The sequence below is a fragment of the Robbsia andropogonis genome (assembly GCF_034047095.1).
Classification (GTDB): Bacteria; Pseudomonadota; Gammaproteobacteria; order Burkholderiales; family Burkholderiaceae; genus Robbsia; species Robbsia andropogonis.
Map to the genome: position 1 here is coordinate 107,844 of NZ_CP139170.1, position 21,661 is coordinate 129,504.

The following is a 21,661-nucleotide window of genomic DNA, read 5'->3' on the forward strand; positions in this document are numbered from 1 at the left end:
CACGCCGACGGCACATCGAAAGACGACGATGCGACGGCGGGGCGTGACGAATTCGCGGCGGAAACGGGATCGGACATGACGATGAGCCAGAATGTTCCTTGATGCAGGTCAATCGACAGAGGGCACCGGCGCGGTATGGTCCTGGGCACGACCCCTTCCGTTTGCCTGAGCCCGAGTATACCTCCCCATGGACGTCGATACCGCCGTAATCCAACGGCACCGCCGGTGCGCGCCGCGATACGATATCTACCCCGCCAGCGACTGGTTCGTGGAAGCATTCGACGCGGCAGCGCTGGATGCCACGCTAGCCGCCTGCTCGTCCCTCGGTCCCGTGCGCGTCGCCATGGATCTGCGCCTGCCCGCGCCGGGCATGGGCTGGTCCAGCCGCGACTGGCGCGAACTTCCCGCGTTACTCGGCCGCGATATGGCGCTCCATGTGGCGCGCCTGGCATCCGATGGTGTCGGCCGCGCCGTGCCGGTCGACGAAGTCCGGCTCAGTTGGCACGAGGCGCCGCACGGCGGTTATGCCGAACGTGATGGCACGTCACCACCGTGGCTGATGACCCTGTTGCGCGACCATTTCGCGATGTCGCCCCATGCTCACTGCAGTGTCACGGTGCCAGCCTCATGCCGACGGACCGGCGCAATCCAGATGTTGCGTGGCGACGGCTTCCAGCGGATCGAGATCGTGGACGATGGCAACGCGTCCGAAGGGGTACGCCGCTGGGTGCAAACAGCGGCCGTAATGAATTTTGCGTCGATCGGCGCGGGCTTCGTCTACGGTGCGCCAGGCCAGACCGCCGGCGCCATGCGTGAAGCGCTGACCGCGCTGCTCGATGCAGGGCCGTCCTACGTCGTCTTGCAACACGCGGAAGACTGTCGGCGCGGCTTCCGTCCGGTACTTGACCGCTCGCATAGCGACCGCTCGACGGTTGAGGTGATGAGCCTGCTGGTCTGCGCGGCACGCATCCTTGCCGCCGCGGGCTATCGCTGCATCGGCCAGGACTTGTATGCGCGCACCGATGATCCCCTTGCCGTGGCCCATCGCCAGGGACGCCTGTTGCGCAAATCGCACGGTGCGTCACTGCGCCCCGTATCGCTGGTGCTGGGCATTGGCCCGGATGCCATCGGGACGGTGGGCAATGCGTATTATCAAAACCGCGCCGATCCCACGCGCTACCGTCAGGCGTTGATGCACGATCAGTTACCCGTCAAGCGCGGCGCCGTCCTCGGTGCCAACGACATGGCGCGACGCGCGATCATCCAGGCCTTGGTGACGGATCTGTTCATCGACATCGCTGCCATCGAAACGACGCATCGCATCGACTTCGTCCGCGGTTTTGCCGAGGAAACCGCGGCATTGCGCGCATTCGAACAGGTCGGGCTGATGCTGTTCGACGACGCGATGGTCGAGCTGACCGATGCCGGTCGCCTGATTGCCGGCAGTATCGCAATGGTATTCGACGACGCGGTGAAGCAGGCCCGACTGCGCATGCCCCTTCACGGTCCGCTATAGCGCTGCCCGTAGGGATTTCCTGACACGAAGGAAAATCTTCCTACGTCCAATCCGTCCATTGCTGATGGCAGCGCGCCAAGCGCGGACGGATACTGCGATGCAGGGCCTTTACGCGCCTACTCCATCAAGGCTTGATGCCTGGCTGCATGCCCTGCGTTCGCCTTCGCATTTGACGAGATAGCCGATGACAACCGCGCACCGCTTCGCCGCCCCCGAATCGATCGGGACCACCGAACATCCGATACGCATTCATCGCCGATCGGAGACGCGCCCCGCGCAGGCGGATCCATCCGACTCGACATTGGTGACCACGTCCCGTGTTCGCTGTTCCAATTGCGCGATGCGCAATATCTGCATGCCGGAAGGGCTCGACGCGAATGCCTACGCGAAACTGGACGCGGTCATCTGCACCTCGCGGCGCGTGCGGCGAGGCGAGGCGCTGTATCGTTCCGGCGAGGCGTTTCACAATTTGTATGCGGTTCGGCTCGGTTCGTTCAAGACGGTTGTCGCCCACCCCGACGGTCGCGAACAGGTCACGCGCTTTGACCTGGCTGGCGAAGCGCTGGGGCTGGACGGCGTCTATACGGACGAGCACACATGCGATGCCATTGCGCTGGAAGACAGCGTGGTCTGCATCATTCCGTTCCACCTGCTCGAACTGTTATGCCGTGAAGTGCGACTGCTGCAGCGGCATGTGCATAAGATGATGAGCGGCGAGATCGTCCGGGAGTCAGGGCAGATGATGCTGCTGGGCAATATGCGCGCCGATGAACGCGTCGCTGCATTTCTGCTAAATATTTCGCACAGGATGAAACAACGTGGCTATTCCGCCAGTGAATTTCAACTGCGCATGAGCCGCGAAGAGTTGGGAAGCTATCTGGGCATGAAGCTTGAAACGGTCAGCCGCACCCTTTCACGCTTCAAGCGGGACGCATTGATTGCCGCGACGGGTCGTCGCGTGCGTTTGCTCGATATCCCCCGCCTGGAAGCCATCTGAATCTCCCCTCTCTTGCGGGGCCGGACGGCATCGATTGATCCCGTGTGTCGCGAGGTTGCTTGATGTCACGCGCCTTGCGCCGTATTGCCGCAGTCCGGTTTGAAACGCGTGTTTATCTGATGCGCGTCAATGTTTGCAAAGCCCCCTCGCAGGATGATCAGCACGACGGTCGGATGGACCGGCCGCAATCGGGGGTTTTCAAACATGTCCGCAGCAACCAGGCGCTGGAAAGCGCATCTCACCACCATGCTGGCGCCATTGGTCCTGGTGACCTTGGGCTTCTTTTCCCCACACCGCGCCGACGCGGCCCAGGGCGACATCATCGCCCGCATCCGCTCGGTCAGTATTCTGCCCGACGTCAAGACCAGCGGCACGCTGTCCACGCTGGGCGTGGGCGTCAATCCTTCGACGGTGCCGGAACTTGACTTCACGTACATGGTGCGCAATCACATCGGTGTCGAATTGATCCTCGGCACCGCGCGGCACAAGGTCACGTCGAATGTTGGCAGTCTCGGTCAGATCAGTCATTTGCCGCCCACGCTGACGCTGCAATGGCATTTCAATCCGGCTGGCCGGATTCGCCCTTATGCGGGCGTCGGCGTCAACTACACGCTGTTCTATGACAACCACCTGAACGTCGCCGGTGAAGGCGTGGGCGTGCGCAATCACAGCTTCGGTCCAGCGTTGCAAGCGGGTGTCGACGTACAAGTCAGCAAACGATTCTTCGTCAACCTGGACGTCAAGAAACTGTGGATCAAGACCGACGCAACACTCGGTGGCCAACCTATCGGCACGTTGGAGATCGATCCGTGGGTGGTGGGATTTGGCGTCGGCATGAAATTCTGACGGAGTATTGCCATGAAGCCCACGGCGCGCCTGGCGATAAGCGTCGCATCGACCAAGGATAAAGCGCGGACCTTGCTGCGGCGGCAGGGCCTGATGCGTGATGTGGTTATCGTGCTGGTGATCAAGCTCGTGCTGATCCAGATACTGCGCGTGACGTGCTTTGCCCACCCTGCCGCACCCGATATGAATATGCCCGACGACGTGGTGGCCGCCGCGATCATCGGGCCCGTCCCTTCATTACCCGCCGGCCTGCCAACGCGCGTTGCACTGCCAGCACCGCGCGGCAAGCCCGCACAACAGGATGTCGATCATGATCAGCCATGAGGTCGTCGATCTGTCCCGGCTGCAATTCGCCGTGACGGCGCTATATCACTTTTTATTCGTTCCCCTGACCCTCGGGATGACCTGGATGCTGGTCATCATGGAGTCGGCGTACGTGTTGACGGGCAAGACCGTCTACAAGGACATGACCCAGTTCTGGGGCAAGTTGTTCGGCATCAACTTCGTGATGGGGGTGGCCACCGGCCTCACGCTGGAATTCCAGTTCGGCACGAACTGGTCGTATTACTCGCACTACGTGGGCGATATCTTCGGCGTGCCACTCGCCATCGAAGGATTGATGGCGTTCTTCCTCGAATCCACCTTCGTCGGGCTGTTCTTCTTTGGCTGGCAACGGTTGCGCAAGGGACAGCACTTGCTGGTGACCTTTCTCGTGGCGCTGGGCTCCAATTTGTCGGCGCTATGGATTCTCGTCGCCAATGGCTGGATGAACAATCCGGTAGGCGCGCATTTCAACTACACGCATATGCGCATGGAGCTCGACAGCCTGTCCACGCTGATCCTGAACCCGGTGGCGCAAGTGAAGTTCGTGCACACGGTCTCGGCCGGCTATGTAACCGCGGCAATGTTCGTGCTGAGCTTGTCCTCGTACTACCTGTTGCGCGGCCGCAATATCGCCTTCGCATTGCGCTCCTTCACCATCGCCGCCAGTTTTGGCCTGGCCGCCGTGTTATCCGTCATCGTGCTGGGGGATGAGTCCGGCTATACCACGGGTGAAGTGCAAAAAATGAAGTTGGCTGCCATTGAAGCTGAATGGGATACGCAACCGGCGCCGGCATCGTTCACGCTGTTCGGTTTGCCGAACCAGGCCGAACAACGTACGGATTATGCGATCCACATTCCCTGGGCGTTGGGCCTGATCGCCACCCGTTCCCTCGATGAGCAAGTGACCGGACTGAAAGATCTGAAGGCGGAAAACGCGCAGCGGATCGCCCGTGGCATGCAGGCATTCGCGGCATTGCAGCGGCTGCGCGGTGGCGATACGTCGCCCGCCGCTCGCACCGCGTTCCAGCATGTTGAAGCGGACCTCGGCTATGGCCTGTTGCTCAAACGCTATACGGAAAAGGTCACCGATGCCACCCCGGCGCAGATCGATGCCGCCGCGAAAGATACGATTCCACGCGTCGCCCCCGTGTTTTTCTCGTTCCGGATCATGGTCGCCTTCGGCTTTCTGATGCTGTTCACGTTTATCGCTGCCGTCTGGCTGGCGGCGCGGCGCCGGCTGTTGCGGCCACGCACGCGCGCCTTCCTGCGCCTGGCGTTGTGGATGCTGCCCCTGCCGTGGCTGGCCAGCGAATCCGGCTGGATCGTCGCGGAGATGGGGCGTCAACCATGGACCATCGCAGGCGTCCTGCCCACGCACTTGTCGGTCTCGTCGCTGCATGCAGGCGATCTGTACGCCAGCATCGCCGGCTTCGTCTTTTTCTACACCCTGCTGTTGTGTTTTGAGATGTATCTGATGGTCAAGTACGTGCGCAAGGGTCCTGACGGCCTCGGTATGGGTCCCCAAGCAACCGCAGGCACGGACAAGGACGACAGCACCGCACCACTGACCGGGAGCCCGGCATGATCGACTACACGATACTCAAAATCATCTGGTGGTTGCTGATCGGCATCCTGCTGATCGGCTTCGCGCTGACCGACGGCTTCGACATGGGCGTGGGTGCCCTGCTGCCCTTCATCGCACGCACCGATACCGAGCGACGGATCGTCGTCAATACCGTTGGCGCTACGTGGGAAGGTAACCAGGTTTGGTTCATCACTGCCGGCGGCGCCACGTTTGCCGCCTGGCCACAGGTATATGCCACGGCATTCTCGGGTTTTTACGCGGCGTTGCTGCTCGTGCTGTTTTCCCTGTTCTTCCGGCCTGTCGGCTTCGATTACCGCAGCAAGGTCGCCCATCCAGCATGGCGCGCCTTCTGGGATTGGGGCATCTTCGCCGGCAGCGCGGTACCGGCGCTGGTGTTCGGCGTCGCCTTCGGTAACCTGCTGCTTGGCACGCCGTTCTCGCTAGATGCGGACATGCGCTCGACCTATCAAGGCACACTGTTCGGCTTGCTGTCACCGTTCGCGCTGCTGTCCGGACTGCTGTCGGTCGCGATGCTGGTAACTCACGGCGCCGGCTTTCTGACATTGAAAACGGATGGCGTGCTCCTGTTGCGGGCACGGCGGGTACAACGCGTGGCGGCCCTGCTGTCGATCGCGCTATTCGCCCTTGCCGGGTATGCGGTCTCGCATCATGTGGTGGGATTGCGCCTGGCGGCCGACGGCACGATCAGCCGCGGCGTGGGTTTCTGGATGAACAACTATGCGCGTTGGCCGCTGGCCTGGCTTGCCCCGATCGTCGGGTTCGGGGGCGCGATACTGGCCGCGCTCGCTTCGCTGAAGAGCGGCAACGGTGCGCAGAAGGCGGGATTTGCCGGCAGTACGCTTTTGATCGTCGGCGTGATCTTTACCGCAGGCACGTCGCTGTTCCCGTTCCTGATGCCCTCGTCGATCGATGTGCCGAGCAGCCTGACCGTCTGGAATGCGACGTCGAGCCAATTGACACTGCAGATCATGCTGGTGGCCGTGATCGTGTTCCTGCCGCTGATCTTGATCTATACCGGTTGGGTGTATCGGGTGATGCGGGGCCGCGTTACCAGCGCCGACATTGCCCGTGACAGCCATTCCTTGTACTGACGCGACGATCGGTGCGCGTATTCGATTGGCTTGCCGGCGTCATCCGCCGGCAACCTGCAAAGACCCTTTTCCATTCATGCAGACGGCGCATGGCCGCCGAAGGACGTTGATCATGTGGTACTTCACTTGGATTCTGGGCGTTGGCGTGGCATTGTCATTCGGCGTGGTTAGCGCGCTATGGTATGAAGCCCGCGGCGAATATCCCGATAGCGAAGGGCCGTTGTCCGCTAGACCGGTGCCGTCACGCGCCGAAAATTAACAGCCGCATCATCGGCGCTAGACACCACATGGGTTTTAACCATAATGACCATATCGATCAATATGGTTTGTCGGCACCTGTAATTGGCGGAGGTTAAGATGATCACTGAAGTCAGCGCAGTAAATTTTCGGCAAAACCTGGGCGACATGCTGAACCAAGTTCAGTACCGGAACGACAGTATTGTCATCAACAAGGATGGCAAGGCTGTTGCGGCCTTGGTCGATGCCGAACTGTTTGCGCGGATTCGGCGGTTAAAAGCGCGTTTTGACCGGTTGAGCGAACAACTCACCGACGCATATGCGTCAACTCCCGAGGCTGAGGGGCTCGCTGAAATCGACGCGTTGCTAGCCGAAGAACGTAAGCGCTGATGCCGGGCATGCGCGTGGTGTTGGATACCAATATTTTGGTATATGGAATGGTCTATCCCGGGAGCGTTCCGGGCCGAATCGTAGGCGCTTGGCGGCAAGGCATCCTTGACGTGGCACTTTCACGTTACATCCTTGACGAGATGGTGAGGGTTCTTCCGCGGCTCTCCAAGAATCCTTATAGCGCCAATCAAATTCGTGACCTTGCGGACAGCTTCATGTTCTTGGCCGATATCGTCGAGCCAAGCGCCAAAGAGGATGGTGATTTACGAGATACCGCTGATCAGCCCGTACTGGGGACGTTGGTCGCTGCCAAAGCACATTACTTGATAACAGGTGATAAAGATCTGCTTGTATTGCCCGGCAGATATCCGATCGTGACAGCAGCCGAGTTTTGGGCACGCCACGGTGAGTGAGCGTATCGCTGACCGGACAACTGCTCGACAAGCGTGCTTCAATCAAGGCGTTTGTCAGGAAAAACCCGTGCGATCGACGAGCCAAAACAACATACAAGTTGGTGGACGGTCGGGCCTCTCCCATTTCGCCGGCATTGTCACGTTGGTGAGGGTGGCGCGAAAAATGACGTTTTACGACCACCGTTCAAAACGCGGGCAGACCCTGACTGCGGGGTAACCGCGATCACGCCCGTGTTATCCACCGCGTTATCCACCGGCTTTGCCCGTCTATTTCGCTCAATTGCACACAGCGTTATCCACAGCCCCACTCAATCCGAATATCCCGCCGCAGTTCGCCCGAATACACGGCTCGGCACGCGCGAGGCGTATCAACCGGCGCCCCGTCACGCCACTACCGCTATCGCCACGTCCGGATGCACGCCGTGCAGCATGCGATGCGTGTCCGCCTCCTGCCAGCCCGGGCATAACGCCGCGCACAGCAAGGCGCGACAGATCGCGGCGGTTGGTTCGGCGCCATGCGACGGCCCTTCCACGCCAAGCGTCGCCCCATCCGACGCCCCTTCGCGTTCCGGGTTGTATTCCACGAGTTCGAAGCCGATCAGACGCGGATCACCGGCAAAGCGTGGCATGGCCGCAATCGCCTCATGTGCGGCGATCCCGTCTTCCACTGGCGAACCCACCGCCATCGCTTCCCGTGGATCGATCGCGTCCACATCGAAACTGACGCCATAGCCACAAGTGCCCCGTGTCGCGATATCCACCGCTTCTTCCAGGCACGCGTCCAAACCACGCGCCTGCACCTCCGCGATGCCGAATACCCTGACGCCCAGTCGATTCAGCAGGGCCGCCTCGCCATCCTCGAAACTCCGCACGCCGACCACCGCGACATTCTCCGGGCGAACCTTGCCGCGCCAGCCGCGTAGATCCGTCAGCGCCGGTGCGCCATGGCCCAGCAACGCTGCCAGCGGCATGCCATGCGGGGCTTGGCTCTCCGACGTTTCCGGCGTATGGCTGTCCAAGTGCGCATCAATCCAGATGAGACCAATCCGGCCCGCCTCGCCCAGTCGCGTCTTATAGGCATCCGCAATCCCGCTCCACGTGCCTGCCGCAACCGAGTGGTCACCGCCCAGGATCAACGGAAACAGGCCGCGCGTGATGATATCGGCCGTGACCGCTGCCATCCCTGGCGCGAATGCGCTCACAGCGTCGAGCTTCGACGGCACTGCATGCGCCGGATCGGCCGCGTGCCGCGTGCCGCCTTCATGCGCCAGATAGTGCGTATCCACGAGTGTCGCCCCCAGCCGGACATCCCGGCCGACACCGGAGCCGCCCGCGCGGAGGTCCGTCGCGATACCCGCCTCGATCAACGCCTCGGGTCCCAGGCGACACCCGATGATCTGCGCACCGGTGCCGATCGACGCGCGGACCAATTCCAGCGGGGGCAATGCCGCGCAAGGTGTAACGGCAGTCAGTGCCGGGCGGAGCAGGGTCATGGTACGAACTCCCATTCATCGAAAATCGTTTAGTACACGCAACAGGACGCCTACGGCCCATTGCAACGTCTCATCGTTGATCGCCAGCGGTGGCGACAGGCGGATCGTGTTGTGATGCGTGACCTTCGTCACGATGCCGGCATCCATCAGCGCATGGCACACCGCTTCGGCGTCGACGGAGGCCACAAACTGGACACCGATCATCAGTCCCTTGCCACGGATGTCCGCAATCAACGGATGCGCCGCGTCGCGCAACAGCCCGACAAGCAAGGCGCCGCCTTGTTCGGCGCGCGCGCATAATCCCTCGTCTCGCAGCACCTGCAAGGCCTCATGACCCACCCGCGCCGCCAGCGCATTCCCGCCGAACGTGCTGCCATGATCGCCTGGGCGGAAGACCGTCATCAGCGCTTCACTGCCCACTACCGCGGAAACCGGAAGGAAGCCTCCGCCAAGCGCCTTGCCGAGACAAACCGCATCCGGCCGCACACCTTCGTGATCGCAGGCAAGCATGGCGCCAGTGCGCCCCAATCCGGTCTGAATCTCATCGGCCACCAGCATGACGTCGTGCGTGTCGCATAGTGCCCGGAGCGCTGCCAGAAAGCCTGGCGGCGGAACATTGACACCGCCTTCACCCTGGATCGGTTCGACGAGAACGGCACACGTACGAGGCGTGATCGCGGCACGTACCGCATCGATATCGCCATACGGCACGCTGACGAAACCCGGCGTCAGCGGTCCGAACCCGGCGCGGTATTCGGGATGCGACGAGAAGCTGACGATGCTCGTGGTGCGGCCGTGAAAATTGCCGTCGAATACGATGATTTCCGCCTGTCCGTCGGGAATGCCCTTTACCGTATGGCCCCATTTGCGCACGGCCTTGATCGCGGTTTCCACCGCCTCCGCCCCGCTATTCATGGGCAAGGCACGTGCTTGTCCTGTCATGTCGACCAGCGTCGCAAGGAATGGCGCCAACTGGTCTGAATGCATCGCCCGCGACGTGACCGAGAGCCGCGACGCCTGATCGGTCAAGGCCGCAAGCAACCGAGGATGAGCATGTCCGAAGCTGACGGCCGAGTAGGCGCTCATCATGTCCAGATAGCGCTTTCCGGCGAGGTCCCAGATCCAGACGCCTTGCGCACGCGTTGCAACCAGCGGCAACGACGTATAGATCGGCGCATTGACCCGCGCATCCAGCGCCAGCAAAGCGTCCGCCTCCGCCGCGCCGCGTGGCGACCCAGTGTTTTCTTGCGCCGCATCTTGCGCACTTCGGTCGTGCATCGTCGTCGCGTCCATGGCGATTCTCCTTTGCGTTGACACGCATCATAGAAAATGCTTTCGATCGAATCCAGCGAAACGTTTAGCATGCATCGTTCGAATTTTTTGCATCATAATGGGCGACATGCGTACGCAAACCAAATACATCGATACCTTTGTCGCCGCGATGGAAGCGGGCAGCTTTGTACGCGCCGCGGAACAGTTGCATGTGACCCCATCGACGATCAGTTATCAGATTCGGCAGTTGGAGGAATGGGTAGGGGCGCCGCTGTTCGAACGCAGTGGCCGTCGCGTGCTGCCAACGGCGCTGGGGGATCGGCTGTATGCGATCTGCGGACGTTTTATCGACGAGATGGGTAGTTTGCGCGCCGCCGCGCGGGGTCAGGCGGGCACCCCGCGCGAAGTGCTGCGCGTGGCCACGGGTTCGTCATTTGGCCGCTATGTGCTGACGCCGATCCTGGCGCAGCCGGCGTTCGCGCAAACCGTCGTCGATCTGCGCTTCGGTTCGGATGAGGAAACCTGGGAAGCGGTGGCCAGCGGGCGGGCCGATATCGGCTTTGCATACACGGTCACCGCGTCGAATACCTTGTCATTCGCCTTGGCCTACCGCTATCCGCTCGTATTGATCGCCGCGGGCACACACGTTCAAGCCGAAGCGCATGTCGGTGCGGATTCCCGCTCATTCGCAGCGTGGTTGGCGGCGTCGGATTTCATCACATACGACGATTGCGAGATCACCTTCACGCGCTGGTTCGAAACCCAATTGGGGACCATGCCGTCGACGCTGCGTACGCGCGGCCGCTGTAGCGAAATCGAAGAAGCCATCGCTCTGGTCGCGGCGGGTCGGGGGCTGTCGATCGTGCCATGCTATATGCTGGACGACGCGCTGGCGCGTGAGCGCGTACGGATTGTCTCCACGCCAGCCACCACGACAACGCCCGGCGCGTCAGCGGCGTCGGGCGCGTCGAATGCGATGAATGACATGGCGGCTTCGTCAGCGTCAGCGCAACTGGCCGTGATGGCTAGCTCGGAGAAGAAGCGGTCGCCGGCGCCTGACAGGGCGGCAACGGTGCCGCTCCCCCCGCTGGACACCGTCTATGGCGTCACGCGCGAAGGCGCTCCGCGCGACGCGGCCACGGTCCTGCTGCTCGACGCCGTGTCCCAGGCTCAGGCCAGTTCAGCGGTCGGGGGCGCGCAATGAAAACACGACATCGCGCGTCACCGGGAGCAGGTTCTGTCCACCGTCGACCACCCAGTCCACGCCGTTATACGCGGGTCCGGTCAACAAGTGAATGGCGGCCGCGAGATCATCAGGCGTTGCGATCCGATGCAACGGCGTTGCGTGTTGTCTCGCATGGGCGAAATCCTGCGGCGTTTGATCACCGCTTTCCAGCATCAGGCCCGGATAGACCGCATTGATGCGCAACACCGGCGCGGCCGATGTCGCCAGCATCGCCGTCATATGACCGATGGCGACCTTGCCCACGGTGTAGGAGAAGTGGTCCGGGTGAAAATTATCGCGAACCTTCTGGTCGACCACATTGATCACCACGCCGGTCGTGCCAGCGGCACGCGCGCGGCGATAAAACGCCTGTATTAGCAGTAATGGCGCGCGGCCATTGACGGCCCAGGCGTGATCGAAGGTTTCGAGCGTGAAATTGTCCAGATGGTCATCGGGAAATACCGAAGCACTATTGATCAGAACATCGAGTCGGCCAAACGCCACGTGGCAGCCGTCCACCAAGGCCTCGGCAGCCGATGGCGCCGCCAGATCGGCTTGCAGCGCCACCGCATGCGGTCCGGTGACATCCCTATCCGTCGATGATGCGTCGAGCAATGCCACCAGGGCATGGGCGTCCGAGGCCGATTGCCCGTAATGTACGGCCACCCGATAGCCCGCCCGTGCAAAGCGCTGCGCGATGACGCGTCCAACGCGCTTGGCACCACCGGTCACCAGCACGACCGGACGTGCATCAGGCGTCGCCCTCGAACCGGCAGTCCGATCCGTGTCGGAGAGCCGCCCGACGTCGACGCTGGGCGCGACGGCATCGCCGGCGGCAGGGTGCGCGGAGATCATCGAAGCAGGGGCGTCGGCACGGGAAGAAATCACGGAGTCACTGAATCATGAAGGCGGGCGAGCCACCGGGGCATGCAATGATTATAGGCGAGTGCGCGTCACAAAAAAGTGCAGCCCCGGGCCGCTTGCGCAAACCCGGAGCTGCAGGGGGAACATCGGTGTGCCGGCACTCGCGCGGGCGTCAGGCCCACGGACCGCACACCGGAAACACGGTTTGGCGGGAATCAGTCCGCGCGCACGCCTTCAACTTGGATTTGCAGGCGCGTGTACATCTTGAAGCCCATCTTCTTGCCGAAGTCGACGCCGAAGTCCGAGCGGTCGAATTCGCCCTTCGCGTCGGCACCGCACACTTCACGCTTCAGCATCGGATTCTGGTAGCACTTGAAGGAATCGACGGTCAACGTCAGCGGCTTTGTCACGCCATGCAGCGTCAGTTCGCCTTCGATCTTCGATGGCGTATCGCCCTTGAAGATGAACTTCGTGCTCTTGAACGTGGCGGTCGGGAACTTGGCCGAGTCCAACATCTTGTCGCTGACGATCTCGCCGTCCAGCGCCTTGTTACCGATGTCGACCGAGCTGGTGTCCGTCGTCACTTCCAGGCTGCCGGTCTTCGCCGCGCGATCCAGCGTCACCGTGCCGCTCGACTTCAGGAACTTGCCGCGCCATACCGACGCGCCGCCGAAGTGGTCGACTTCGAAGCTCGGGTAGGTGTGCGTCGGATCCAGGTTGTACGTTGCCGGTGCGGCAACAGCGGGCAAAGCGGCTGCGGCCAGGCTGGCAACAGCAGTAGCGGCAACAATCGAGCGAAGCTTCAGCATATCTTGTCTTCCGTTTAATGAATAAGTAACGCGTCGGTGCTGCGAACTGCCGCCGTCAATCGCCAAACGGCAACATCCGGGACAGCAAACGGTCGCGATCCAGCAACTGGTGCTTCACCACAGCCAGCAGATGCAGGACCACCACCGCGAAAAGCGTCCAATCCAGGTACACATGAATATTCCGGAACAAATGGCGCAGTTCCGGATGCGGTCCGACCAATGTCGGCAACGGCACCATGCCCAGGTACACCACCTGGATACCGGCGATCGAACTATACAGATAGCCCGAAACCGGCACGCAAACCATCAGCAGATACAGCAGATGATGCACGCCGTGCGCCGCGACCGCCGATAAACGCCCCATGCCGGCCGGCAACGGCGGCGGCGTATGCGTCGCGCGCCATGCAAGACGGATAATGATCAATACCAGCGCCGTGACGCCAATCCACTTGTGCCACGAAAAGTACTTCAACTTGGCGGGTGTGAAACCCGGGATATCGGTCATCACCCAGCCCAGCGCGAATCCACCGATGATCAACAGGGCGATGAGCCAGTGTAGCGCCATCGCGGTACCGGAGTACTTGCGCGCGACCGGCATCGCCTGGGTAGCGCCGGTCGTGGGAGTGGGGGACGAGGGCATGGTCATCGCGTTTCTCCGCCTTCGCGGAACGTCTTAATCGGTTCGCCGGAACAGTTGATCGAAGCGGGGGCCCCTGTCTCGGCAAGCAAGGCACGCCGCCGGGGACGATCGTTCGACATCGATGCCGTATGGCACCGCTATCCGGCTGTCGCGCGGCCATCAAAATGGGCATTCCCCTATCCAGCGCGGCGTTTCGCCTGCTCGGAATAGTGTCAGGGGCATAATGTAAATTAAGACAACCATCGAAGCAATCGTTTAAAATCGATTATCCATATCGAATCCATAGATAACAAATGAGCGACTCGGGGGACCGGGGACGCACCCCGACGCTGGATCAACTCCGCGTTTTCGCCGCCGTGGCGGACGCCGGCAGCTTCTCGCTGGCCGCCCAACAACTCGGCCGGGCCCAGTCCGCGATCAGCTATACGGTGACCAATCTCGAAGCACAACTGGGCCTGACACTGTTCGAGCGCACGCGTCGGCGTCCGGTGCTGACCGAAGCGGGCCGGGTCGTGCTGGCCGATGCGCGCCGCGTGGACGGGCACATGCACGAGTTGCTGGCTCGGGCCGAAGGGCTGACGATGGGCCTGGAAGCGGAGGTATCGCTGGGCGTGGACGTGATGTTCCCGATCGACAGGCTCGTGGGGGTCCTGGAGGACTTCGCGGCCATGTTCCCGACCGTGACATTGCGGCTGCGAATGGGCCCGATGGGCGGCGTGTTGCGACTGGTACTGGAGCGCGAGTGTCATCTGGGTATCGCCGGTCCGAGCGAATCCTGGCCCGATCCGATCGCCCCCAATTACCTCGATGCCATCAGCCTGATCAATGTCGCGGCGCCCCAGCATCCGCTGTCCCGCCTTGACGGCTTGATCCCTACACGCGTGCTGCGCGACCATACACAGTTGATCCTGACCGATCGCACCCACCGCACGGAGGGCCAGATGTATGGCGTCTATGCGACGCGGGCCTGGCGTATCGGCGACCTTGGGGCAAAACATCGATTGTTGATCGCCGGCCTGGGATGGGGCAGCATGCCTCACCACCTGGTGGCGACGGATCTCGCCGAAGGACGGCTGAAACGCATTCGTCCCGCCGACCGGCTGGCCGTCGAATACAAACTGCATCGCATCACGCGCGCCGATACCCATCCCGGGCCGGCCACGCGCTGGTTGCACGAGCGGATCGCGCTGCTCGCGCCACTGGACCCGCCCGAATGGAAAGTCTGAACGTTTAGTATGATGATCAATGCTTGCGCAAAAAGATGGCCATCGGCGACATGCGCGGCAACGTCACTGGGTTCTCCGGGGCAGCCTCTGACCTTAATTACCGCCGAAGCAAAGAGCAACTATGCTGCAGACCAGCCGTAACCGCATCGCGCTTCTCTATGCAGCGATCATCGCTTCGCTAACCGTGGTGTTCCTGGTGGATCTGTACACGCCAAATGGCTTTGCCATCTGGATCATGTACATGTTCCCGGTTGCCCTATGCCTGTTTGCCGCCGACGCCCTGATGCCGCTGATCATCGCCTTCGTGGCCTCGATATTGCTGATCATCAGCTACGTGGCGTCGACAGGTATCACCGGCACATGGGCGATACCGAATCGGATGGTCGGTGGCGCCACCACCTGGCTGATCGCGGTGGTGGCGTACCGCTATATTCTGTCCCGGCATCGCGTGGAGGCTTTCGCGTGGATGCAGGCCGGATTGATGCAGTTGGCGACGGCCGTCCGCGCCGCGCCCACTGCGCAGAACACCGCCGACGGTATCTTGAAATCCCTGCTGACCTACACCGGCGCCAAAGTCGGTACCCTGTACCAATTGGAAAAGGGGCAACTGCGCCGCTTGTCGACATGGGCACTGCCAGACAATGTCGCGCCGCTGACGCTGCAGCCCGGCGATGGCCTGGCCGGGCAAGCCATTGTCGCGAAAAGCGTGCTCACCGCTCGGGACCTTCCCCCCAGTCATCTGCAAATCGGTACAACGGTGGGCAGTTCACCAGCCGCGCATGTCACCGCCGCGCCGCTGACGGCCGAGGGGGACATCGTCGGCGTCATCGAGCTCGGGTTCGCCGGCAGCACGCTGGGCTATGGCAGCGAAAACGAGATGCTTGCACGCGTGGTGCAGTTGCTGGAAATGTCAGCCGAACCTGCCGGCATCGCGCTGCAGACAGCGCGCTATCGCAGTCGACTGGAACTCTTGTTGGCGGAAACGCAGCATCAGGCGGAAGAACTGCAGGTGCAGCAGGAGGAATTGCGGGTTTCCAATGAAGAACTGGAGGAGCGCGGACGGGCTTTGATGGATTCCCAGGCGCGCCTGGAATCGCAGCAGACGGAGCTGGAGGAGACCAACGTCCAGCTGGAAGAGCACACGCAGCGCCTGGAACAGCAGAAACGGTATCTGCTGGACACGCAGCGCGACCTGATGGAGAAGACCGGACAGTTGGAGCGAGCGAACCAATACAAGTCCGAATTCCTGGCGAATATGTCGCACGAACTGCGCACGCCCCTGAACAGTTCGCTGATTCTCGCCAAGCTATTGCAAGACAACAAACCCGGCAATTTGAGCGCGGAACAAGTGCGCTATGCCAGCACGATCTACTCCGCGAACACGGACCTGCTGTCCCTGATCAATGACATCCTGGATCTGGCCAAGGTCGAATCGGGTCATATGGGGGTGGAGGCCGAGCCCATTACGCTGGAAGCGATCATCCAGTCACTGCACCGGACGTTCGACCCCATCGCGCAGGACCGCCGGGTGGCGTTACGAATCGAACGCGGTCCGGATGCGCCCCTGTCACTGACGACCGATCACCAGCGCCTGATGCAGATTCTGAAGAATTTGCTGTCGAACGCTTTCAAGTTCACCCCTTCCGGCGAGGTAAGCCTGTGGATCACCGGCGCGGCGCCGGCGCATGTCCAGTTTGCAATACAGGACACGGGGATCGGTATCGCCGCCGAACATCTCGGCGCGATATTCGACGCGTTTCGTCAGGCGGACGGCACGACCAGCCGGAAGTACGGCGGCAGTGGCCTGGGCTTGTCCATCTCGCGCGAATTCGCGACCTTGTTGGGCGGCGATATCGATGTCACCAGTGAGTTGGCCAAGGGCAGCACGTTCACCTTGACACTGCCCGTGGTCTACACCGGCGATGGCAAGGCTCCGGATCGCATGACGACCGAGTTCGCGACGCCGGCACCGCAGGCGTTCGCGACGCCCCCGTCCTCAGTCCGCGCCGATTCCCGTCCACAAGATGGCGGCGCTATATCCCGGGGAAGGTCTTTTGGCGCCACCGCCCCGGCGGGCATTGCGTATGAAGCGGCGGCGGAAACGGACAGTGGGAGTGCGGGCGCGGCGCATCTTGCGAAAGTGGCGCACGCGCGGCAGGCGCTACCAACGCGGACCGGCATTGACGACGACCGCGACCAGCGCACACGCGAGCACCGGTTGATCCTGGTGGTCGAGGACGACTTCGCGTTTGCACGCATCCTGTACGATCTTGCGCACGAGCTTGATTTTGATTGCGTGCATGCCAGCACCGGTGCCGATGGCATCGCGCTCGCACGGCAATTACAGCCCAGCGGCATCCTGCTGGACGTCGGCCTGCCCGATGATTCAGGTCTGACGGTGCTCGAACGCTTGAAACGTGATCCGCAGACGCGCCACCTGCCGATTCATATGATCTCGATCAACGATCATACGGAAGCGGCGTTGCACCTTGGCGCAATCGGCTATTCCCTGAAGCCCACGGCGCGCGATGACATGGTCTCTGCGCTGAAGCATTTGGAAGCAAAACTGGACCAGAGCGTCCGGCGCATCCTCGTGGTCGAGGACGACCCGTTGCTGCGCGAAAACATTACGTTGCTGTTGAATGCGAACGGCGTCGAGATAAACGCGGTAGGCACCATTGCGGATGCGTTGGACAAGCTTTTCGAGATGCCGTTCGACTGTGTAGTCATGGACCTGACGTTGCCGGACGGTTCAGGCTATGACCTGCTGAAACAACTGGCCGATCGCGCACCGCAAACCTATCCGCCGGTGATTGTCTACACCGGCCGGTCATTGACCGCGGACGAGGAACGGCGACTCCGTTATTACTCGAAGTCGATCATCATCAAGGGCGCGAAGTCGCCGGAACGATTGCTCGACGAAGTCACGCTGTTCCTGCACAGCGTGGAGTCGGACCTGCCGGCCGACCAGCAGCGGATGCTGCGCCAGGCACGCCAGCGCGATGCGGCGTTCGAAGGACGCAAAATCCTGCTGGCGGAAGACGACGTGCGCAATATCTTCGCGTTGTCGCATGTGATCGAACCGCTCGGGGCCAAGCTGGAAATCGCTCGCAATGGCCGCGAAGCGCTGGAAAAACTGGCGCAGGACCCCGACATCGAGCTGGTGCTGATGGACATCATGATGCCCGAGATGGACGGCCTGACGGCAATCCAGGAAATCCGCAAGCGCGCGGCGCATGCCAGCCTGCCGATCATCGCGCTGACCGCGAAAGCCATGTCGTCCGACCGACAGCGCTGCCTGGAAGCCGGCGCCAACGACTACATCTCGAAACCCATCGAAGTCGACAAGCTCCTGTCGCTATGCCGAGTATGGATGCCGCATTGATCCATCCACCCCGTACGCCATGACCCCGCGCGCGATGCACGATTTCGATATCGAATTGCGGCTGCTTCTGGAAGCGATTTTCCTGAAGTACCAGCACGATTTCCGCAGCTATTCACTGGCATCGTTACGGCGCCGGATGACGCAGGCGCGGCACGATTTCAAATGCGAAACGTTGTCCGAGCTGCAAGGCAAGGTCCTGTACGACACCACAGCGTTCGCGCGCCTGTTGCAATACCTGACCGTACAAGTCAGCGAAATGTTCCGTGATCCGTCGTACTTCAAGGCGCTGCGCGAAAAGGTTATCCCTATCCTGAAAACCTACCCGTCGGTAAAGATCTGGGTGGCCGGCTGCAGCAGCGGCGAGGAACTATGGTCGCTGGCAATCCTGCTGGAAGAGGAGGGCCTGGCCGATCGCACCGTGCTGTACGCCACCGATGTCAATCCGCAAGCATTGCGGACCGCCGCCGAAGGCATTTACCCACTTGAACGCATCGCCAATTTTTCAAAAAACTACATCGCCGCGGGAGGCAAGCGTTCCCTGTCGGATTACTATCATGCTGCCTATGGCGCGGCGACATTCGCGCGGACCCTGAAGCGCCACGTGGTCTTTGCCGATCACAGCCTGGCCACGGACAGCGTATTTTCCGAGGTGCATCTCGTGTCTTGCCGCAATGTGCTGATCTATTTCAATGGCGACTTGCAGAACCGCGCCACGGGCTTGTTCGCCGATGCCTTGGTGCGCCGTGGTTTCCTGGGCCTGGGCAGCAAAGAGAGCATGCGTTTCAACGCGCACGCGGATCAATTCGACGAATTCGCCGACACCGAGCGGATCTATCAAAAGCGGTGAGCCGAGTGCAGCCTCCCCCTCTTTTCCACGAAACAGACGGTGCCGACGCGACGGATGATGCGCTGTTCAGCGCGATCGACGCGGTAGTCGTGGGCGCGTCCGCCGGCGGCGTCGATGCGTTGAACCGGCTATTGCCCGCGCTGCCGGCCACCTTGCCGGTGCCGATACTCGTGGTGCTGCATCTCTTGCCGGACGTGCACAGCGAGCTGGCTCCGCTATTCGACGCCCGCTGCGCGCTGCGCGTGCAGGAAGCGATCGATCGCCAACCCTTGCTGCCGGGGACCGTGCATATCGCGCCGCCGGGCTATCACCTGTTGGTGAGCGAGGACCGGACGTGTTCGCTGTCGGTGGACGAGCCGGTGAACTTCTCGCGCCCGTCGATCGACGTGCTGTTCGAATCCGCCGCGTGGACATACCAGTCGCGCGTACTGGGCATCCTGCTCACCGGCGCGAGCGCCGATGGCGCGATGGGGCTCGTACAGATCCGCGCACGTGGCGGCAAGGCATGGGTACAGTCACCAGAAACCGCGCAGGCGGATACCATGCCGCTGGCCGCCATTGCCCTGGGGGCCATGGACCGTGTGCTGTCCATCGAACAGATCGTGCAAGCGCTGCGCCGGGCCAACGATGCCGCACGCAAGGCAGTTGTCGATGCCACTCGACCCGACGCGGGCGCCCCCCCGAATTCAGACGCCGTATCACACGGCGCAGATATACCCTGGAAGGGGCCGAGATGACAGCGGCAATCAAGATTCTGCTGGTCGACGACGTCGGCCAGAACCTGGTTGCGCTCGATGCGCTGCTACGTCGGGAAGACGTGCTGCCGCTACACGCGACAAACGGGACGGCCGCGCTGGAGTTGCTGCTTGAGCATGACATCGCGCTGGCATTGATCGATGTGCAGATGCCGGAGATGGATGGTTTTGAATTGGCCGAATTGATGCGGGGCAGTCCGCGTACCCGCAATGTGCCAATCATTTTCTTGACGGCAACGGACCGCGATACAAGGCGGATGTTCAAAGGGTACGAGGCGGGTGCCGTCGACTTCCTCTACAAGCCGTTCGATCCCCATATCCTCCGCAGCAAGGCGGAAGTCTTTATTCAACTGCACCAGCAGAAGCGGCAATTGGCGGCGCAGCTGGAATCAATGAAGCAGTTGATCCGGACCAACGACATGTTCGTTGCCGTACTCGGTCATGACCTGCGCAATCCGCTCGCCTCGATCATGACCAATGCAGAGATCGTCCGACGCGCGGTTCCCCTGGCATTGCCGAATGAGGGACGTTTGACGGAAACAGAGCAGGGCATAATCGCCAGTGCGCCGTACGTACCCGCGCAAAATAGCGAGCGCCTTGTTACCGCGTCCGAACGTATCATCGCGAGCGGCAAGCGGATGGCGCATATGATCGATCAGTTGCTGGACGTCGCACGGGTGCGATCCGGACAACTCCAGTTCAAACCGGAACCGCTCGATCTGCAGTCCGTCACGCAGGCCATCATCGACGAATTCCAATCTGCCGAGTTCCCGCCGACGTTACGTCTCATGGTGATGGGCGACACGCACGGTGTCTGGGACCGTGGCGGCCTTGCACAGATCTTGTCGAACTTGATTGGCAATGCGCTGCGGCACGGCGACGATACGCAGCCGGTGAGCATCGAATTGGATGGATCCGGCGCGGAAGCCATCCGCCTGCGCGTGTCCAATGGCGGACTCATTCCGGAAACGGTCCAGCCACACCTCTTCACACCATTTCGCTCGGGAAAAAACACGCACTACGCCCCTACCGACATCATGTTAGATACGTTGTTTGATGCGGCGGCAGGCACTTCCAACGCGCCTATGCCGCTATATCCCTCACAATCCGCGAACAGCAAGGACGTCGACCCGTCCGGGCCCGTAAACGGCGGACAATCCGAAGGACTCGGCCTGGGCCTTTTCATCGTTTATGAATTGGTGCGACTGCATACGGGAACCATCGAGGCACGTTCGGTTCCAGGCAACGGCACCACGACCTTCGAAGTCACACTGCCTCGCCGCGCCAGGTGGCGAGGTATACACAACGGCGTCGATATGTCCCGCCGTGATCCCGCTGCGGCTTGCGATTGTGCCGCTCAGATGGCGACATTCAATAGCGAGAGCAGCAGCACCGCGACCAGCACACCTAATACGGCCCCGCCAATTTCCATCGAATAATGCGCGGCACGATGGTGATAGGGGATGCCGCTAGCCAGTACGACACCGACAAGTGCCATTGGGACCAATAGAATCAAGTTCCCGACCGTCAGCGGCAAGCTGCTCATTTGCGTAAGGAAGTCCATCTCACACCTCCTGTCTCCGTCATTGTTGCTCTGTTTTTTTGGCGAATCTATTCAACACGCCTTAATTATAGAAGACAGGAGGCAGGGGGAAAAGAACGCGCGATCACGCTTCGCGAATTCCTGCGAGGCCGGCCGGGCCGATACTCAAAACGTTCCTTCTG

The 21,661-nt window shown here is 61.5% G+C and carries 21 protein-coding genes; 15 read left to right on the forward strand and 6 right to left on the reverse strand.

All coding sequences use genetic code 11. The features are described 5' to 3' along the window. The first annotated feature begins 187 nt into the window (after positions 1-187). Positions 188-1,516 (forward strand): oxygen-independent coproporphyrinogen III oxidase, encoded by a 1,329-nt coding sequence (locus SJQ66_RS14090; protein WP_024904986.1) that lies wholly within the window; start codon positions 188-190, stop codon positions 1,514-1,516. Positions 1,517-1,700: 184 nt separating this feature from the next. Further along, positions 1,701-2,513: a helix-turn-helix domain-containing protein gene (locus SJQ66_RS14095; RefSeq protein ID WP_024904985.1), complete on the forward strand. Its 813-nt coding sequence runs from the start codon at positions 1,701-1,703 to the stop codon at positions 2,511-2,513. A gap of 65 nt (positions 2,514-2,578) precedes the next feature. Here the strand turns inward: SJQ66_RS14095 and SJQ66_RS14100 are convergent, their stop codons facing one another. Then, positions 2,579-2,719, reverse strand: coding sequence for a hypothetical protein (locus SJQ66_RS14100; protein WP_157685731.1), 141 nt, complete (start codon positions 2,717-2,719; stop codon positions 2,579-2,581). Here SJQ66_RS14100 and SJQ66_RS14105 point away from each other — a divergent pair. From SJQ66_RS14105 to SJQ66_RS14135, 7 genes are all read left to right on the forward strand, one after another. Next, on the forward strand, positions 2,718-3,359 hold the full coding sequence (locus SJQ66_RS14105; protein WP_082102453.1) for an OmpW/AlkL family protein: 642 nt from the start codon (positions 2,718-2,720) through the stop codon (positions 3,357-3,359). The two genes, SJQ66_RS14100 and SJQ66_RS14105, sit on opposite strands and share 2 nt — an antisense overlap. A gap of 12 nt (positions 3,360-3,371) precedes the next feature. Continuing rightward, positions 3,372-3,683 carry a cytochrome oxidase putative small subunit CydP gene (cydP, locus tag SJQ66_RS14110; RefSeq protein ID WP_024904983.1) on the forward strand — a complete coding sequence of 104 codons (312 nt, stop codon included), beginning with the start codon at positions 3,372-3,374 and terminating at the stop codon, positions 3,681-3,683. Next, on the forward strand, positions 3,670-5,268 hold the full coding sequence (locus SJQ66_RS14115) for a cytochrome ubiquinol oxidase subunit I (RefSeq protein ID WP_320534915.1): 1,599 nt from the start codon (positions 3,670-3,672) through the stop codon (positions 5,266-5,268). Before cydP ends, SJQ66_RS14115 begins: the two co-directional genes overlap by 14 nt. After that, positions 5,268-6,380 carry a cytochrome d ubiquinol oxidase subunit II gene (gene cydB / locus SJQ66_RS14120; protein WP_024904981.1) on the forward strand — a complete coding sequence of 371 codons (1,113 nt, stop codon included), beginning with the start codon at positions 5,268-5,270 and terminating at the stop codon, positions 6,378-6,380. The genes SJQ66_RS14115 and cydB overlap by 1 nt, the downstream gene beginning before the upstream one ends. Before the next feature lie 112 nt (positions 6,381-6,492). Continuing rightward, positions 6,493-6,639: a cytochrome bd-I oxidase subunit CydX gene (gene cydX, locus SJQ66_RS14125; protein WP_036012088.1), complete on the forward strand. Its 147-nt coding sequence runs from the start codon at positions 6,493-6,495 to the stop codon at positions 6,637-6,639. Positions 6,640-6,737: 98 nt separating this feature from the next. Next, a complete protein-coding gene (locus SJQ66_RS14130) occupies positions 6,738-7,007 on the forward strand; it encodes a type II toxin-antitoxin system Phd/YefM family antitoxin (RefSeq protein ID WP_024904980.1) in 270 nt (89 codons plus the stop codon). Further along, complete coding sequence (locus SJQ66_RS14135; protein ID WP_046152410.1) at positions 7,007-7,420, forward strand: putative toxin-antitoxin system toxin component, PIN family; 414 nt, start codon at positions 7,007-7,009, stop codon at positions 7,418-7,420. The genes SJQ66_RS14130 and SJQ66_RS14135 overlap by 1 nt, the downstream gene beginning before the upstream one ends. 383 nt (positions 7,421-7,803) lie before the next feature. Here SJQ66_RS14135 and SJQ66_RS14140 read toward each other — a convergent pair whose 3' ends face one another. Both SJQ66_RS14140 and rocD read right to left on the reverse strand, forming a co-directional pair. Then, positions 7,804-8,913 carry an arginase gene (locus SJQ66_RS14140; RefSeq protein WP_052738187.1) on the reverse strand — a complete coding sequence of 370 codons (1,110 nt, stop codon included), beginning with the start codon at positions 8,911-8,913 and terminating at the stop codon, positions 7,804-7,806. A 15-nt stretch (positions 8,914-8,928) separates the two neighbouring features. Continuing rightward, complete coding sequence (rocD, locus tag SJQ66_RS14145) at positions 8,929-10,206, reverse strand: ornithine--oxo-acid transaminase (protein WP_236693408.1); 1,278 nt, start codon at positions 10,204-10,206, stop codon at positions 8,929-8,931. Positions 10,207-10,312: 106 nt separating this feature from the next. On the opposite strand from rocD, the gene SJQ66_RS14150 reads away from it, so the two are divergent. After that, a complete protein-coding gene (locus SJQ66_RS14150; protein ID WP_320534916.1) occupies positions 10,313-11,389 on the forward strand; it encodes a LysR family transcriptional regulator in 1,077 nt (358 codons plus the stop codon). Here the strand turns inward: SJQ66_RS14150 and SJQ66_RS14155 are convergent. From SJQ66_RS14155 to SJQ66_RS14165, 3 genes are all read right to left on the reverse strand, one after another. Further along, entirely contained in the window at positions 11,366-12,298 is a 933-nt protein-coding gene (locus SJQ66_RS14155; RefSeq protein ID WP_236693409.1) for an SDR family oxidoreductase, read from the reverse strand. The two genes, SJQ66_RS14150 and SJQ66_RS14155, sit on opposite strands and share 24 nt — an antisense overlap. A gap of 191 nt (positions 12,299-12,489) precedes the next feature. Further along, positions 12,490-13,080: a YceI family protein gene (locus SJQ66_RS14160; protein ID WP_024904974.1), complete on the reverse strand. Its 591-nt coding sequence runs from the start codon at positions 13,078-13,080 to the stop codon at positions 12,490-12,492. Between the two features lie 58 nt (positions 13,081-13,138). Beyond that, entirely contained in the window at positions 13,139-13,723 is a 585-nt protein-coding gene (locus SJQ66_RS14165; RefSeq protein ID WP_081765104.1) for a cytochrome b, read from the reverse strand. 293 nt (positions 13,724-14,016) lie between these two features. On the opposite strand from SJQ66_RS14165, the gene SJQ66_RS14170 reads away from it, so the two are divergent. From SJQ66_RS14170 to SJQ66_RS14190, 5 genes are all read left to right on the forward strand, one after another. After that, positions 14,017-14,949 (forward strand): LysR family transcriptional regulator, encoded by a 933-nt coding sequence (locus tag SJQ66_RS14170; protein WP_024904972.1) that lies wholly within the window; start codon positions 14,017-14,019, stop codon positions 14,947-14,949. Between the two features lie 121 nt (positions 14,950-15,070). After that, positions 15,071-18,334, forward strand: coding sequence for a hybrid sensor histidine kinase/response regulator (locus SJQ66_RS14175; RefSeq protein ID WP_024904971.1), 3,264 nt, complete (start codon positions 15,071-15,073; stop codon positions 18,332-18,334). A 19-nt stretch (positions 18,335-18,353) separates the two neighbouring features. Further along, the gene (locus SJQ66_RS14180; protein WP_036012055.1) at positions 18,354-19,181 is read left to right on the forward strand and encodes a CheR family methyltransferase; all 828 of its coding nucleotides are present in this window, start codon (positions 18,354-18,356) and stop codon (positions 19,179-19,181) included. Between the two features lie 5 nt (positions 19,182-19,186). Then, positions 19,187-19,918 carry a chemotaxis protein CheB gene (locus SJQ66_RS14185; protein ID WP_313905212.1) on the forward strand — a complete coding sequence of 244 codons (732 nt, stop codon included), beginning with the start codon at positions 19,187-19,189 and terminating at the stop codon, positions 19,916-19,918. Further along, positions 19,915-21,375 carry a hybrid sensor histidine kinase/response regulator gene (locus SJQ66_RS14190; RefSeq protein ID WP_320534917.1) on the forward strand — a complete coding sequence of 487 codons (1,461 nt, stop codon included), beginning with the start codon at positions 19,915-19,917 and terminating at the stop codon, positions 21,373-21,375. The genes SJQ66_RS14185 and SJQ66_RS14190 overlap by 4 nt, the downstream gene beginning before the upstream one ends. Positions 21,376-21,661: the final 286 nt, after the last annotated feature.

Coding starts and splice junctions, on each gene's coding strand:
- SJQ66_RS14135 (WP_046152410.1), top strand. CDS start 7,007: ATGCCGGGCATGCGCGTGGTGTTGGATACCAATATTTTGGTATATGGA.
- SJQ66_RS14090 (WP_024904986.1), top strand. CDS start 188: ATGGACGTCGATACCGCCGTAATCCAACGGCACCGCCGGTGCGCGCCG.
- SJQ66_RS14180 (WP_036012055.1), top strand. CDS start 18,354: ATGACCCCGCGCGCGATGCACGATTTCGATATCGAATTGCGGCTGCTT.
- cydP (WP_024904983.1), top strand. CDS start 3,372: ATGAAGCCCACGGCGCGCCTGGCGATAAGCGTCGCATCGACCAAGGAT.
- SJQ66_RS14140 (WP_052738187.1), bottom strand. CDS start 8,913: ATGACCCTGCTCCGCCCGGCACTGACTGCCGTTACACCTTGCGCGGCA.
- cydX (WP_036012088.1), top strand. CDS start 6,493: ATGTGGTACTTCACTTGGATTCTGGGCGTTGGCGTGGCATTGTCATTC.
- SJQ66_RS14150 (WP_320534916.1), top strand. CDS start 10,313: ATGCGTACGCAAACCAAATACATCGATACCTTTGTCGCCGCGATGGAA.
- SJQ66_RS14175 (WP_024904971.1), top strand. CDS start 15,071: ATGCTGCAGACCAGCCGTAACCGCATCGCGCTTCTCTATGCAGCGATC.
- SJQ66_RS14130 (WP_024904980.1), top strand. CDS start 6,738: ATGATCACTGAAGTCAGCGCAGTAAATTTTCGGCAAAACCTGGGCGAC.
- SJQ66_RS14095 (WP_024904985.1), top strand. CDS start 1,701: ATGACAACCGCGCACCGCTTCGCCGCCCCCGAATCGATCGGGACCACC.
- SJQ66_RS14115 (WP_320534915.1), top strand. CDS start 3,670: ATGATCAGCCATGAGGTCGTCGATCTGTCCCGGCTGCAATTCGCCGTG.
- SJQ66_RS14165 (WP_081765104.1), bottom strand. CDS start 13,723: ATGCCCTCGTCCCCCACTCCCACGACCGGCGCTACCCAGGCGATGCCG.
- SJQ66_RS14170 (WP_024904972.1), top strand. CDS start 14,017: ATGAGCGACTCGGGGGACCGGGGACGCACCCCGACGCTGGATCAACTC.
- SJQ66_RS14100 (WP_157685731.1), bottom strand. CDS start 2,719: ATGTTTGAAAACCCCCGATTGCGGCCGGTCCATCCGACCGTCGTGCTG.
- rocD (WP_236693408.1), bottom strand. CDS start 10,206: ATGGACGCGACGACGATGCACGACCGAAGTGCGCAAGATGCGGCGCAA.
- SJQ66_RS14105 (WP_082102453.1), top strand. CDS start 2,718: ATGTCCGCAGCAACCAGGCGCTGGAAAGCGCATCTCACCACCATGCTG.
- SJQ66_RS14190 (WP_320534917.1), top strand. CDS start 19,915: ATGACAGCGGCAATCAAGATTCTGCTGGTCGACGACGTCGGCCAGAAC.